This is a genomic window from Hyphomonas chukchiensis (genome assembly GCF_000682695.1).
In the GTDB taxonomy this organism is placed as follows: Bacteria; Pseudomonadota; Alphaproteobacteria; order Caulobacterales; family Hyphomonadaceae; genus Hyphomonas; species Hyphomonas chukchiensis.
Genome location: NZ_AWFG01000074.1, coordinates 150482 through 165060, shown reverse-complemented (window position 1 = coordinate 165060; position 14579 = coordinate 150482). Strand labels below are relative to the sequence as shown.

Annotated in this window: 9 protein-coding genes; 3 read left to right on the top strand and 6 right to left on the bottom strand. The window is 58.5% G+C overall.

All coding sequences use genetic code 11. From position 1 onward, the window contains the following. Positions 1-476 precede the first annotated feature (476 nt). Positions 477-2993 carry a glycoside hydrolase family 3 C-terminal domain-containing protein gene (locus HY30_RS17200; protein WP_241765770.1) on the top strand — a complete coding sequence of 839 codons (2517 nt, stop codon included), beginning with the start codon at positions 477-479 and terminating at the stop codon, positions 2991-2993. 54 nt (positions 2994-3047) lie between these two features. On the opposite strand, the gene HY30_RS17195 is transcribed toward HY30_RS17200, so the two are convergent. The 4 genes from HY30_RS17195 to xylB are packed head-to-tail and all read right to left on the bottom strand — an operon-like array spanning position 3048 to position 8496. Further along, a complete protein-coding gene (locus HY30_RS17195) occupies positions 3048-4994 on the bottom strand; it encodes a sialate O-acetylesterase (RefSeq protein ID WP_034743715.1) in 1947 nt (648 codons plus the stop codon). A gap of 42 nt (positions 4995-5036) precedes the next feature. Beyond that, a complete protein-coding gene (gene fsa, locus HY30_RS17190) occupies positions 5037-5687 on the bottom strand; it encodes a fructose-6-phosphate aldolase (RefSeq protein WP_034743712.1) in 651 nt (216 codons plus the stop codon). A gap of 9 nt (positions 5688-5696) precedes the next feature. Continuing rightward, positions 5697-7040, bottom strand: coding sequence for a xylose isomerase (xylA, locus tag HY30_RS17185; RefSeq protein ID WP_422120002.1), 1344 nt, complete (start codon positions 7038-7040; stop codon positions 5697-5699). Beyond that, positions 7033-8496 carry a xylulokinase gene (gene xylB, locus HY30_RS17180; RefSeq protein ID WP_034743709.1) on the bottom strand — a complete coding sequence of 488 codons (1464 nt, stop codon included), beginning with the start codon at positions 8494-8496 and terminating at the stop codon, positions 7033-7035. Before xylB ends, xylA begins: the two co-directional genes overlap by 8 nt. A 349-nt stretch (positions 8497-8845) precedes the next feature. Between xylB and HY30_RS17175 the strand changes: the two genes are divergently transcribed. After that, positions 8846-10270, top strand: coding sequence for a sugar porter family MFS transporter (locus tag HY30_RS17175; protein WP_051615646.1), 1425 nt, complete (start codon positions 8846-8848; stop codon positions 10268-10270). Positions 10271-10366: 96 nt separating this feature from the next. Here HY30_RS17175 and HY30_RS17170 read toward each other — a convergent pair whose 3' ends face one another. Then, entirely contained in the window at positions 10367-11413 is a 1047-nt protein-coding gene (locus HY30_RS17170) for a LacI family DNA-binding transcriptional regulator (RefSeq protein WP_034743932.1), read from the bottom strand. Positions 11414-11553: 140 nt separating this feature from the next. Then, on the bottom strand, positions 11554-12675 hold the full coding sequence (locus HY30_RS17165) for an endo-1,4-beta-xylanase (protein ID WP_034743706.1): 1122 nt from the start codon (positions 12673-12675) through the stop codon (positions 11554-11556). Positions 12676-12821: 146 nt separating this feature from the next. Here HY30_RS17165 and HY30_RS17160 point away from each other — a divergent pair, with 146 nt between their 5' ends. Beyond that, a complete protein-coding gene (locus tag HY30_RS17160) occupies positions 12822-14579 on the top strand; it encodes a glycoside hydrolase family 43 protein (protein ID WP_081812341.1) in 1758 nt (585 codons plus the stop codon).

The window sequence follows — 14579 nt, the reverse complement described above, 5'->3', positions numbered from 1 at the left end:
TCTGGTCATGGCCGGAACGCCGGTCTTCATGCCTGAGTAGATGCGACCACGAAATGTTTGCGCTATCAATAGGCCTTAACAAAAATGTTAGCGATGCCGGAAAAGTGTGTCGTATTAGCAACACCTCTCGCTAAGGGCGAATTTAAAGTCGCCCGAGTCATGGCGTTTACTAGACAGGATTTCAATTCTGAAAGGACTTGGCGAAGGCTATGTTAGCGTGCAACAAAGAGGATCAAACAAGTGGAGGTGCGCGCGTCGCGACAGCTCCCAAATGCGGAGGAGTACATATGCGCACGACAATCAGGCCACGGCGTAATCGGTTTCGTGAAACGGTGGCAATCGCTGCTCTGATTGCAGGAGTCGCAGCTTGTGCGGGTGTTTCAGAACAGGCTTTGGGGGGTGATACTGCAGAGGTGGAACTTGCCGGGACGACCCCTTCGGCGCCTGTTTATGAGTATGCTTTCCAGGATCCTTCCTTGAGCCCGGAAGCGCGTGCGGCAGACCTTGTTGGTCGTCTCACACTTACGGAAAAAGCCGAGCAAATGTACGACAAGGCTGCGCCAATCGAACGTCTCGGCATCCGCAGACACAATTGGTGGAACGAGGCGCTGCATGGTGTGGCGCGCGCGGGCGAGGCAACGCTTTTTCCTCAGGCCATCGGCCTTGCAGCGACTTGGGACGAAGACCTGATGCTCGAGGTTGCGACGGCAATCTCGGATGAGGGCCGGGCCAAGCACAATAATTTCGCGAGCCATGGTGTGTACGAGATGTATACGGACCTCACATACTGGTCGCCGAACATAAACATTTTCCGCGATCCCCGCTGGGGGCGAGGGCAGGAAACCTATGGAGAGGATCCATTTCTCACCGGCCGGATGGCGACGAATTTCGTCAACGGCATCCAGGGGGACGACGAGAAATACCTGAAGGCCATTGCGACGGTGAAGCATTTCGCCGTGCACTCAGGTCCCGAAACGACCCGGCACTCTGATGACTATGATCCGACTGAAGCGGACCTTCACGAAACCTACCTTGGCGCTTTCAAGGCTGCGTTCGACAATACGAAGGTTGCTTCCGTGATGTGTGCCTATAACGCATTTCGCGGCGCGCCTGCCTGCGGCAGCGAGGAATTGATGGTCGACATCCTGCGGGGCGAGTTGGGTTTCAATGGATACGTCGTGTCTGATTGCGGCGCGATCGGCGACTTTTACTATGACTATGCTCATCACTATGTCGCGACACGTGCCGAGGCCGCTGCACTGTCAGTCAAAATGGGCACGGACCTGAATTGCGGAGATGGTGAGGGCAATAAGATGGATGCCCTTCCAGAGGCCGTCGCGCTTGGCCTGATCGACGAGGCTACGATCGACAAGGCTGTCACCAGGCTCTTCACGGCGCGGTTCCGCCTTGGCGAGTTCGACAAGGACGTGCCTTATTCCCAGATCCCTTACAGCGTCGTTGCGAGTGAAAAGAACCTTTCCCTGTCTGCGGAAGCGGCACGTAGTTCGCTCGTACTCCTCAAAAATGACGGCGTGTTGCCGCTCAAAGAGGGCACAAAAGTTGCCGTGATTGGCCCGAACGCCGACAATGAGCTGACATTGGTCGCGAACTATTTCGGTTATCCGACTGCGCCTGTTACGGCCCTTGAGGGCGTGATCGCCAAGGCTGGCGCCGAGAATGTCGTCTATGCGCCGGGCTCTGCACTGGCAGGCAACGTCTTCGGCAACCGGAAGCCGGTCGAGGCGAGCGTTTTCAAGCATGCCGACGAGAATGGCGACCTGCAGCCCGGCCTCACAATGACGAGCTGGGACAATGCTGCGCGCGATGGCGATCCGGTGTCTGTCACGGTCGACGCACAGATCGATCACCACTGGAAAACCTCGCCGATCAACGGCGAGATCGCGGATGAATTTGTGATTGTCTGGACAGGCTTCATCGTTCCGGAAACCGATGGTGCCTACAGCTTTGGGGTTCCGAGAATGTCGGAGGCCACGGTTGACGGCAAGAAGATCACCGACGGCCCGATCGATATGAAGGCAGGCAAGGCTTACCCGGTCGAATATACACTGAACGCCGTTCGGGACTGGCCGGTCAATACGATCGAACCCATCGCTAAGCTGTCTTGGGTGAATACATCCCGCGACTGGGCCGGAGAGGCGCTTGAAACGGCCAAGGACGCCGATGTTGTGCTGTTCTTCGGCGGGATCGATGCCGACCTTGAGGGCGAGGAGATGAGCGTCAAGATTGATGGCTTCCTTGGCGGCGACCGGACCGACCTCAAGCTGCCTGAGGTTCAGGAAGACTTGTTGAAGAAGCTCCAAGCTACCGGCAAGCCGGTCGTGCTGGTCAATTTCTCCGGCAGTGCCATCGCGCTTAACTGGGAAGACGAAAACCTTCCTGCCATCGTGCAGGCCTTCTATCCCGGAGAAAAAGCCGGCACTGCCATCGCTGACCTGCTCTGGGGCGAATTCAGCCCATCGGGCCGGTTGCCTGTCACATTCTACAAGTCTCTCGAAGGGCTGCCGGCTTTTGACGATTATTCAATGAAGAACCGGACCTACAAGTATTACGAGGGTGAGCCGCTCTACCCGTTCGGTTACGGATTGAGCTACACGACGTTCAAGTATTCTGACATGTCCGTGCCAGAAAATCCCGACGGTGCGAGTCCAATGCCTGTGTCCGTCATGGTGACCAATACGGGTGACCGGGCAGGGCGTGAAGTCGTCCAGGCCTATATCCAGCTCGATAGTCGTCCCAATGCTTCGACGCCGCGCGTGGAGCTGGTGGCCTTCGACGTGGTCGATCTGGCGCCAGGCGAGAGCAAGCGCGTTGCCTTCGACCTTTCACCTGAGCGGCTGGGCTATTTTGATGATGCGGGCAAACTGATCGCACCAGCCGGTATGTCGGCGGAACTGTCGGTCGGTGGCGGGCAACCAGGTTATGTGACCGAGGATGGCGCAGTCTCAACCAAGGTCAACTTCGTCAAGGAATAGTGCGGGCGTATGGGGCACTCCCGCTCCCCGGTAAGGGGGCGGGAGATACCATGCTTAATCCACCGCGAGGCTAAAGGGCGCGACTGGCACGTCTTCATCCGAGAACAGGTTGCATATGGGCGCATCACCCCAGCAGTAGCGAACCTCCACGGGCTCCATGTTGGCAGGAATGGCGATTGTGATTGTTTTTCCATTCAGGCTCGCCGCAGTCCATTCGCAGTTCGCTGACGCATCGCAGGCCTGAAAAGCGATTGGCCGGTCAGACCCGATCACCTTCAACCCGCCGGTTGGCATCTCCAGCGTGATCGTGACTTGGCCGCGTGTCGCACTGGACGGCGCAATCCCATCTGCGACTCCGGGCTCCTCGCCACTGACTACATTTAAAACATCGGTCACTCGCTCAGCCACGAGCTGCTTGTTCGGGGGATGTATGTCCGTCCTGTCACCGGCATCAATGGTGACTGCCAAGCCAGTCAGGGCATCATCAAGCGCTACCTGGCGTTCGGCCTCACGTACATCGGACCATCCCGAAGGCCCCGCCTTGTCCGGCATGGCGCCATACCCCGGCAATTGCACCACCACGACAGGCAGTTCAGCCCCATAGTCTTGTCGCCAGCGCGTAATCAGTTGCGTGAGCAGGGTCTGGTACTGCCCGCCCCGGTCCGTATTGCTCTCGCCCTGGTACCAGATTGCGCCGCTCATCGGATAGCCAGCCAGCGGCGCCGTCATGGCATTGTGGATCGTTGTATATCCGCTCACCGATTCCCATGGCGGCTGTGGCCCGCCGGGCTTGTCCTCGCTGACGAGCTTGTAGGACCAGTCCATGCCCAGCGGCAGGGTGTCCCCGGAATCCAGTTGCAGGCCAACTATATCGGCAGGCCCCATCATGCCACCCGGGCCATAGGTATTTCGCACGTTTACGATGATCGTGTTCTTTCCTGCTTTCAGGAATTTGGCCGGCACGTCATACGTTCTGTTGTCCGTCCAGCTGGAAGTTGATCCAAGAAAATGCCCATTGATCCAGGTCGCATCCGTGTCGTCGAACAGGCCGAGTGACAAGGCACCTTCCTTGCGCGCCTGAGCTTTTGAAAGCGTGAAGGACTTGGAGAACCAGACGCGACCAAGATGGTCTTTCAGGTCCGGGTCGTCATAAGTTTGCCAGTCATCCATTTCGGCTGGCGCTGGTTTCCATCCCGCGCCTTCGCCGGAACCGGTCCAGGTTGTGTCGCCCTCATAAGCGGCGCGCCACCAGCGTTCCCATTCCTCACCATAAGCCATCATTGCCGCGTGCTTGTCGCTTGCGTACAGGGATAGTTGGTGGAGCTGCGCCGAGAAACCGCCCACGTGTTCGAGATCATCGGCCGAGAGCCACGCCTCAATCTGCGAACCGCCCCAGGACGCATCGATCAGACCGACCGGAACGTTGCGATCTTGTTGCAAGGCATTGCCCGACAGATAACAGACAGCGGAAAAGTCACGGACCGTTTCGGGTGTGGTGGCCTCCCACACGGTGCCTTCTGGCAGCGTGCTGAGAGGCGTGATGCTCGTGACCTGCGGGATGGTCATCAGCCGGAGGTTCGGGTTTACCGCGGCCTCGATCACCCGGTCTGGGTTGAGCGCGCGGTAAACCGGGAATTCCATATTGGACTGGCCGGAACACAGGATGACATCGCCAATCAGAATGTCTTGATATGTGGATGTGCCAGACGAGTCCTTTATTGAGAGAGTATAGGGGCCGCCCGCTGGCATGGCTGGCAAAACGGTCTGCCATGCGCCAGCTGCATCCGCGCGCGCCGTCGCGTCGACACCTGCAATCTTAAGGGAGACCTGCGAGTCTGGTGCCGCTGATCCATGAAGGGTGATAGGGCTGTCTCGCTGGATGACGGCCGCGTCCATGACAGGGCCATCGAGCACAGGCTCGGAAAATCCCTGAAGCTGGAGCCAGGGCAGGATCGCCGCAGAGCCCAACAGTACGCCAATAATCCGGGATTTGACGGTCATGTTGTGCTCTCTCCATTTCTTAAGGCAGGGACGCCGACGGTCCTAAATCGTGATCCCTGCGGTCTTGGCATCGGCAAGGAATGTTTCCAGGCCCTTTGCCGTCAGTACATGATCGGCCAGCGCACTTATAACGTTTGGTGGCGCGGTCATTACATCCGCGCCAATCAAGGCGCATTCCTTTACATGCAGCGGACCGCGGATCGACGCGGCAAGGATCTGCGTCTCGAACATGTAGTTGTCATAGATCGTGCGGATCTCACGGATGAGATCGAGCCCGTCGATGTGAATATCGTCGAGGCGTCCGATAAAGGGAGAGATATAGGTCGCTCCCGCCTTGGCCGCGAGCAGCGCCTGGTTCGCTGAGAAGCACAGAGTCACATTGGTTTGCGTACCCTCATCGGACAGCGTCTTGCAAACCTGCAACCCAGGCAGCGTCAGGGGCAGCTTCACGACCACATTGGGTGCAATCGCGGCAAGCTTGCGGCCCTGCTCCAGCATGCCATCCGCATCGACCGCAATGACCTCAGCGCTGACGGGTCCGGAGACAATGCCGCAAATCTCGGCAATCGTGTCCTTGAAGTCCCGGCCTGATTTCTTGATCAGGCTGGGATTGGTAGTCACCCCATCCACAAGGCCAAGGGCATTGAGTTCTGCGATGGCATCAAGGTCGGCCGTGTCGACAAAAAATTGCATGGGGCGATCCTATTTGATGCTGCGTGCGACGAGGTTCTCAAGATATTCCTGCCGGCCCGAGCTGTGCTTCCCGTTCAGGCTTTCGGATGCAGCTTGATCCGCGATGGAGGCCAGCGAAGCTCCGTCGGACAGCATCTTCTTGCCAAGCGCCCCGTTCCAGCCGCTATAGCGCTTCTCTTTCAGATCCTTGATCTCGCCGCGCTCGATCAGGTCGGCCGCCGCCAGCAGGGCGCGGGCAAGGGCGTCTGCGCCTCCAATATGGCCGTGGAACAGATCGGAAAGATCGTTGCTCTGGCGGCGCACCTTGGCATCGAAGTTGAAACCGCCCGTATCGAGCCCGCCCGATGGCAGGAGTTCCACTAGCGCCAGCGTGATGTCGCGGACATCCAGATTGAACTGGTCCGTATCCCATCCATTCTGGTAGTTGCCGCTATTGATGTCGATGGAGCCCATCATGTCGAGCGAGACAGCCGTGGCCACTTCATGTGCGAAGCTGTGGCCAGACAGTGTGGCGTGGTTCGGTTCGATATTGACGTGCACTTCGCCGAGCAGGCCGAAGCGCGACAGGAAACCGTAAATCGTGGCCGTGTCGAAGTCATACTGATGGTACATCGGCTCATGCGGCTTGGGCTCGATCAGGATTTTTCCCTTGAAGCCTATCTTGTGCTTGTGCTCGACGACCATCGAGAGGAAGCGGCCGAAATTCTCCAGTTCACGGGTCAGGTCCGTGTTCAGCAGCGTGTCATAGCCTTCACGTCCACCCCAGAGCACATAATTCTCGCCGCCGAGGCGATGCGTTGCCTCAAGACAATCACGTATCTGACGCACAGCGCAGGCCGCCACTTCCGGATCTGGATTGGTCAGGCCACCGGCGGCGTAACGCGGATGGCTGAAAAGGTTCGCGGTGCCCCAGAGCAGTTTGACGCCGGTCTCTTCCTGATAAGTGCCAAGTCGGTCGCTTGCGCGCTTGAAATTGTTCGAGAGTTCGTCCGGCGTAGTGGAGGCTTCGGGCACGTCCACATCATGGAAGCAGTAATAGGGAAGGCCAAGCTTCGTGAAGAATTCAAAAGCCGCCGCCATCTTTGCATCGGCAGCGCTCCGGTCATTGGCAGGATTCTGCCACGGGCGGTCGAACGTGCCTGCGCCGAAAATGTCGAAGCCGTCCCAGCAGAAGGTATGCCAGTAGCACACCGCCATGCGGAGGTGATCTTCCATGCGCTTTCCAAGCACCATCTGGTCCTTGTTGTAATAGCGATAGGCAAGCAGGTTCTCGCTGTCGGGGCCCTCAAACTTGATTGGGGCGATGTCACCGAAGACCGGATCCTTAAGCGTCATTCTATCTGTGTCAGCCATTCGAAGCTCCTGTAAATTCATCCGAGAGCGCCCCATAGAGGCGCGTAAATTTCTTGCGCTTGGTTTCGAGCCGATCCATGTCGGCGTCATGTGGTTCGATGACGTTGGTTGTCGCGGGTGCGCCGAACGCATCCTCGTAGGGCATCGGGTTTTGGGAATACCGGGCCAGCCGCGCTGCACCGAGTGCGGGGCCGCTGGACGCGCCGTCGCGATAGAACAGGGGCCGCTTCAGGACGGCTGCGAGGATACGTCCCCAATAGGCCGACTGCGAGCCGCCGCCGATAACAGAGATGGATTTGATATCGATGCCACAGGCCAGCAAGGCGTCCAGGCCATCTGCCATTCCAAAGGCAACGCCTTCAAGCACCGCTTGGGCGATTTGGGCCGTGTCAGTGTCATGAGTGAGACCGAACAGGACGCCGCTCGCATAAGGATTGTTATGCGGGGTGCGTTCACCTGACAGGTAGGGGAGGAAAACCTCCTGTCCGGCGATCGTGCCGTCCTGTTCGGCCTTTTCGATAAGTGTTTCAGCATTTTTTGTGCCGGTTGCGCGGCAGGCCCAGTCGAGACAGCTTGCTGCGCTCAACATCACCGACATGAGGTGCCAGCGGTCGGGCAGGGCATGGCAAAAGGCGTGCGCGGCAGAGCCCGGGTTCGAGCGGAATTTGTTCCCGGCGACGAAGATCACGCCCGACGTGCCGAGCGAGAGAAGCGCATCGCCTTCGTCCACCACTCCGACACCGACTGCGCCAGCGGCATTGTCACCGCCACCGGCCACAACGGGTACGCGCTCCATGCCCCAGGCTTCGGCAGCTTCCTGGCGAAGGATGCCGGTTTCCTCAGGGCCTTCATAAAGGGTCGGCATTTGGTTTTCGGACAATCCACACGCCGCCAGCAGCGGCGCATGCCAGCGACGCTCCGCGACATCCATCCAAAGTGTACCAGCCGAGTCGGACATGTCGGATGCGATTTCACCGGTCATGCGCAGTCGGACATAATCCTTGGGCAGCAGGACTTTGTGTATCTTGGCAAAAACTTCAGGCTCATGGCGACGCACCCATTCGAGCTTGGGCGCGGTGAATCCGGGCATGACGATATTGCCGCCCTTGGTAACGAAGTCAGGTTCCCGCGCTTGCAGGTCGGCACTCTCAACAATACTGCGCCCGTCATTCCACAGAATGGCGGGCCTGAGCGGCGTCAGCGATTTGTCGAGCAGGGTTGCGCCATGCATCTGACCGGAAAGGCCAACGGCGCGGACCTTGTGCCGCTTGTTCACATCAAGTCCGGCAACTGCCATGTTGGTGGCCGTCCACCAATCGGATGGCTTCTGTTCTGACCAAAGGGGGCGGGGGCGCGATATCGGAATTTCAGCACTGCTCGTATCGACGACGTTTCCGGCATCGTTGAGCAGGAGCGCCTTCACGCTCGATGTGCCGATATCAATTCCCAAATACACGAATGTCGTTCCCTCTGGCCGTCCGTCTATGCGGACAGGTACATTTTATAATTATATGATACCGCTAACATCAGAGACGATAGCCGACAAGACGGGTCGGCATTTTTTTCTATAATCAGATGACAAAATGACAGTTCGGGGTAACTCTCCTCGTCCGTAGCGAGAGCCTCCGGTTAAACTTCGGCGTTTGTACGCCGTTGGAAACACGACAGGCGAGGGCTTTTTTAAATCGCTTTGCGGATTGCGCAGGCTGAGTTAGCTTTGGTAATGGTAGCCCTAACATTATGGGTTTTAGATTCATCAAGACTAAAAGACGGACTTGATTCCGCGGAATGCCAAGGGAGGCAAAATGACTGATACAACAATCACGCCGGGAAAATTCGAGGGGGACTTCGCATTTGTACTGCTGATCAGTTGCGTGGCAACGATCGGGGGGTTCCTGTTCGGTTTTGACAGCGGCGTTATCAACGGCACCGTCGATGGCTTACGCTCCGCCTTCAACTCAGAAGAAGTCGGCACAGGGTTCAATGTGGCGTCCATGCTGCTTGGCTGTGCTGCGGGCGCGGCCCTCGCGGGGCGCCTTTCTGACACGTTCGGACGCCGCACAATGATGATCGTCGCGTCGATCTTCTTTATCGTCAGCGCCTGGGGGTCAGGCGTCGCGCACAGCTCGTTCGAATTCGTCATCTACCGTATCATCGGCGGCCTCGCCGTTGGCGCGGCCAGTGTCATGTCACCGGCCTATATCTCAGAGATCGCGCCGGCCCGTTTCCGCGGGCGCCTCTCATCCATCCAGCAGGTGGCCATCATCAGCGGCCTGTTCGTGGCTTTCCTCAGCAATTACCTGATCGCCGGTTCGGCAGGTTCGTCCCTCAACGAATGGCTTTTTGGTTTTGAAGCCTGGCGCTGGATGTTCTGGGTCGAGCTCCTGCCGGCGACCTTCTTTCTTGTTGCGCTCCTCTTCATTCCGGAAAGCCCGCGCTTTCTGGTCGTGAAGGGCAGTTCCGCCAAGGCCGAGAGCGTTCTGGCGCGCATTGGTGGAGCCCGCCGCGCCCCGCACAAGGTCAGCGAGATCGAGCGCTCCCTGGCGCTGGACGACCACAAGCCAAGGCTGTCCGACGTGCTCGCAAAGGGTACATTCCTGCGCCCCATCGTGTGGATCGGCATTGGCCTCGCCACATTCCAGCAGCTGGTCGGTATCAATGTCGTCTTCTATTACGGCGCTGTGCTCTGGCAGGCAGTGGGCTTCTCCGAAGGCGACGCGCTTCTCATCAACGTCATCTCCGGGGCGGTCTCCATCATGGCGGTGATTGTGGCCCTTGCCCTGATTGACCGGATCGGCCGCAAGCCGCTCCTTTTTGTTGGTTCGATAGGGATGGCCATCTCGTTGTCCATCCTCGTCTTCTGCTTCTCGCAGGCGCGGCTGGTGGATGGCCAGGTCAGCCTGCCCGGCAGCATCGGCCTGATCGCACTGCTCGCGGCAAATGCCTATGTGGCCTTCTTCAACGGCTCCTGGGGCCCCGTCATGTGGGTCTCGCTGGGGGAGATGTTCCCCAACCAGATCCGTGGCTCCGGCCTCGCGGTTGCCGGCTTCTTCCAATGGGTCGCGAACTTCCTGATCACGTGGACCTTCCCGATGATGCTCGGAAGCGCCGCCATCGGTCTGACAGGTGCCTACGGCATCTACGCCATCTTCGCCTTCATCTCGATCGGCTTCGTCGTCTGGGCCGTGCGCGAAACCAAGGGCAAGGAACTTGAAGACATGCAGAGCTAGCCAGCCCTGCAACACTTATGAATGGCAGGCGGGTTCAGACTCGCCTGCCATTTTCATGTCTGGCTAAAGTCAGGCGACCCTTGGGGCGAAGCGTCACTATTTCGGCGCTGTCAGGCTTTCGCGCTCAACGATCTCAATCGCATCAATGGTGACGTGCAATTGCTCACCATTCCATGTCCGGCTGGTGATCTCGGAAATGATATCGACCGCGTTCTGTGCCATTTCCGCGATGGGCTGGCGCACGGTGGTCAAGCGGGGCCAGATGGCGGCCGCGATCGCCGTGTCATCGAAGCCGACGATCGACAGTTCCGACGGGATTTTCAGGCCGCGGCGCTGCGCACCTGCGCTGATGCCTGCCGCCATGTCGTCGTTACTGGCAAACACGGCGGTCGGAGGCGAGGCGGTGTCCAGCATCTTGCTGGCCAGCTCAAGACCCGACACGAATGTGAAGTCCCCCTGAAACATCAGGCTCTGATCCACGGGGATGCCGTGCTTTTCCAGCGCCTTCTCGAAACCGGCCTGGCGCTGGAGGCTTGAGGGATGCTCAACAGGGCCGCGAATGAAGCCGATGCGGCGGTGGCCTTTGGCGATGAGCAGTTCAGTCATTTCGAATGCTGCAGCGACATCGTCAAAGGCAACGCTTGAATGGACAGATTCCTCATCCCGGAAACTCAGCGCCACGACAGGAATGCCCATATCCTTCAACAGTCCCAGCAGGGTCAGGTTGTTGCTGAGCGGCGGCGCCAGGATCAGCCCATTGAGACGGATCGAGCTCAGGCGCTTCACGATCAGGGATGTATCGAGGTCGCCCTCGATATCGGACAGGTCTTCAATGACAAGGTGGTGGCCCAGGTCGCGGCACCGCTTGAGGGCGCTGACCAGAAGGGCGCTGAGATAGCTGGGGCTCGGGTTGTAATAGGCGAGACCGATCAGTTTGGACTTGCCGCCTGCGAGGCTCCGGGCCATCAGATTGGGGCGGTAATTTAAGGCGGCGATGGCGGCTTCAACCTTCAAACGGGTCGATTCCTTGACCAGCTTTTGCTTGTTGAGCACGCGCGAAACCGTCATCTGCGAGACACCGGCTTCTTCGGCAACTTCCTTGATGGTGATCGGTTGAGGCTTGTTCACTGCAATACTATCCATCCACTGTGCCATTATGGGGGCTTCAGCCTCTAACTATCCGAAGACTGAGTTGGCAAGGTTATTCTCCTCGCAATTGATGAACTTTTGGATGCCAAACCCTCAAAAAACACAAAATTATGGCTGTATTTCCCGGAGCAGGATTATATCGGCTGCCGATACGGCGCGGCCTTGAAGGCGGCTGCCAAGGCTTCCCGGATAGCTTTCGGCTTGTAGTCCTTGTCATACAAAGTCGGCCGTTTGAGGACACCGTCGGCGCGCGGAAGGAAGCCCTGAAGCCAGTTCTGGTCGTCCACCATCCCCCAGGCGAGCACCTCCTTGACCTGCGGATAGGCGAGCATCAGATCGAAATAATCGCGCGTGTAAGTGGCAATAAGCGCATCACGATAGGCAATGTCGGGCTTTAGGCGCGTATCGTTCACATCAAATTCCGTGATGTACATTTCGAGGCCCATGCCCGCGACCTCATCACAGAAGGCAACCCATTCGCGTTGCTTGTCCGTCGTGTACTCATCCGGCATTTCATAATTCGAATGGCTCTGGATGCCTAGGCCATCGAGCGGCACACCGCGAGACAGTAGGCGCTCGAGAAACCGGAGCACGCCCGCGCGGTGAGCGGTGCTGGTCGTTTCCCAGCTCATGAAGTCATTGTAGACGAGCCGCGCATTCGGCGCGTGAGCCTTGGCAACATGGAAGGCATGATCAATCAGCTGTTCGCCCATTTTTGCGCTCAGCGAGGTCTCGCGAAATTTGCCTGTCTGGTCATCAATCGCCTCATTGACGACATCCCAGGCGTAAATACCGGGAGCATAGCGATCGACGACACGCGCGATCTTTTCTTCAACAAAGTCAGCCGTTGCAGAGGCGCTCTCGAATTCAAGATCATTGACCCATTGCGGCGAGTATTCCGGTCGATGCCAAAGCAGCGTATGCCCGCGCATGGTCAGTCCATTCTCGCCAGCGAAGGCGAAGAGCCGGTCAGCGGGCTCAAAATTCACGACGTCCGGCGCGGGATAGACCGAGTACCATTTGAACTCGTTCTCAGCCACCATGGTGGAGCACTCACGCAACATGATTTCCCGGTAGCGGGCATCATCCAGCTGGCCTGCGCCCATAGCGGAGCCAAACCGCATACCCTTCGCGGCAGCGAGCGTTTGAAGGGGCTGCGTTTCAGCGGCGCCATTCGGCGTCGCGCAGGCACTCAATCCGAAGGCGGATGAAGCGCTTGCCAATGCAAGCCACTCCCGGCGAGAGATTTTGGACATGCTGGTCCTCCCATGATTTTTCTCGAAACAGGCCGAGTTGACGCCGGACCTGTCCACTTATTATGGTAACGCTATCATTCCTCGGGTCGAAACGTCCATAGGCGACCGGGGCGAAAACAAAAAAAGACAGCGGAGGAATTCGGCGCATGGTTTTGGCAAGATCCATAGGGCACGCAGCGTTCGTAGTGGCGCTGCTTTTGTTGGGCGCTTGCGGCAGATCGGACAAAGGCGATTCACCACGAGTAACGCCCGCAACGGATGATACTGTCTCAGCCGCGCGCTTTGAATGGTTCAGGTATTCCGGCAACGACCCGGCCTTCGAGGCGGCGGGAGACCTGTCAACAGGCTATCTCAATCCCGTACTTGCAGGCTTCTATCCGGACCCCAGCGTCACACGCGCAGGCGACGACTATTACTTGGTGACCTCCACATTCGGCTATTTTCCCGGCATTCCAGTCATGCACAGCCGCGACCTCGTCAACTGGGAGCAGGTCGGCAATGTGATTGATCGCTCCGGCATGCTGGACTTTGACGGCCTCGGCCTGTCGCGCGGCGTCTTTGCGCCGACAATCGAATTCCATGACGGCACATTCTACGTCGGCAATACCTGCGTCGACTGTGGTGGCAACTTTATCGTCACAACGAAAGACCCGGCCGGCCCGTGGTCAGATCCGATCTGGCTGCCCGAGGTCGGCGGCATCGACCCCTCGCTCTTCTTCGATGAGGATGGAAAGGTCTATGCCATCAACAATGATGCCCCGCCCGAAGAGGCCCGATACGAAGGTCACCGTGCGATCTGGATTCGCGAGGTCGATCCGAAAACATTCCAGTCCATCTCCGAACCCGTTGTCCTGATTGATGGCGGTGTGCATCCTGAAGAGAAGCCGATCTGGATCGAAGGCCCGCATATCTACCGCATCGGTGACTGGTACTACCTGAGCGCGGCCGAGGGCGGCACGGCGGTTGACCATTCCCAGGTCGTTCTCAGGTCTAAGACCGTGACCGGTCCCTATGTCGCCTATGACGGCAACCCGATCCTGACGCAGCGCGACCAGCCGGAAGACCGCGCTGATCCGATCACGTCGGTCGGTCATGCCGATCTCGTGCAGGATGGGGCAGGGCAATGGTGGGCCACATTCCTCGGCGTGCGTCCCTATGAGGATGATTTCTACAATACCGGCCGCGAGACCTTCCTGCTCCCGGTTGACTGGTCCACAGGTTGGCCCGTGATCCTGCCGAAGGGTGAGCTTGTGCCGCATTTCGTGTCCGAGAGGCCATCCGCTGCGCAAGCAGAGGCGCCCCCCGTGCCGCTCACCGGAAACTTCGACTATGTCGAGGAATTTGATGCAGACCGTCTGCCGTTCAGCTGGATGACCCTGCGCGTTCCCACCTCGCAATGGTGGACATTGAAAGATGGCGACCTGAGGCTCGAACCGCGCCCTGTTGACATTGGCGCAGGCGCACAGCCCTCTTTCTGGGGCAGGCGACAGCAGCACCAGAACGCCACAGCCGAAACCTCCCTTATCTTCACGCCGGAAACGGCAGGTGAGGAAGCCGGCCTCGCCGTGCTCCAGAACGATGATTACTTTTACGCCATGGGCATCGTCCGAAACGAGGCAGGCGGCCTCGCAATCAAACTCCGCCGTAAGGCGGGCCCTGACGATCCGGTCGAAGGTGAGCAAGTTGCCGCCCAAACCATAGCATTGACGCCCGGCAGGCCGATCCAGCTACGCATTACGGCACGAGGCGATGTCTATGATTTCGCCTATCGCCTTGATGGAGATAGTGACTGGATCACGCTAGCCGACGGCCTCGACGGCAAGATTCTCAGCACGCATGTCGCTGGCGGATTTGTCGGCGCCGTCTTCGGTCTCTATGCGCAGGCACCGGGCGCCAATCCCTGA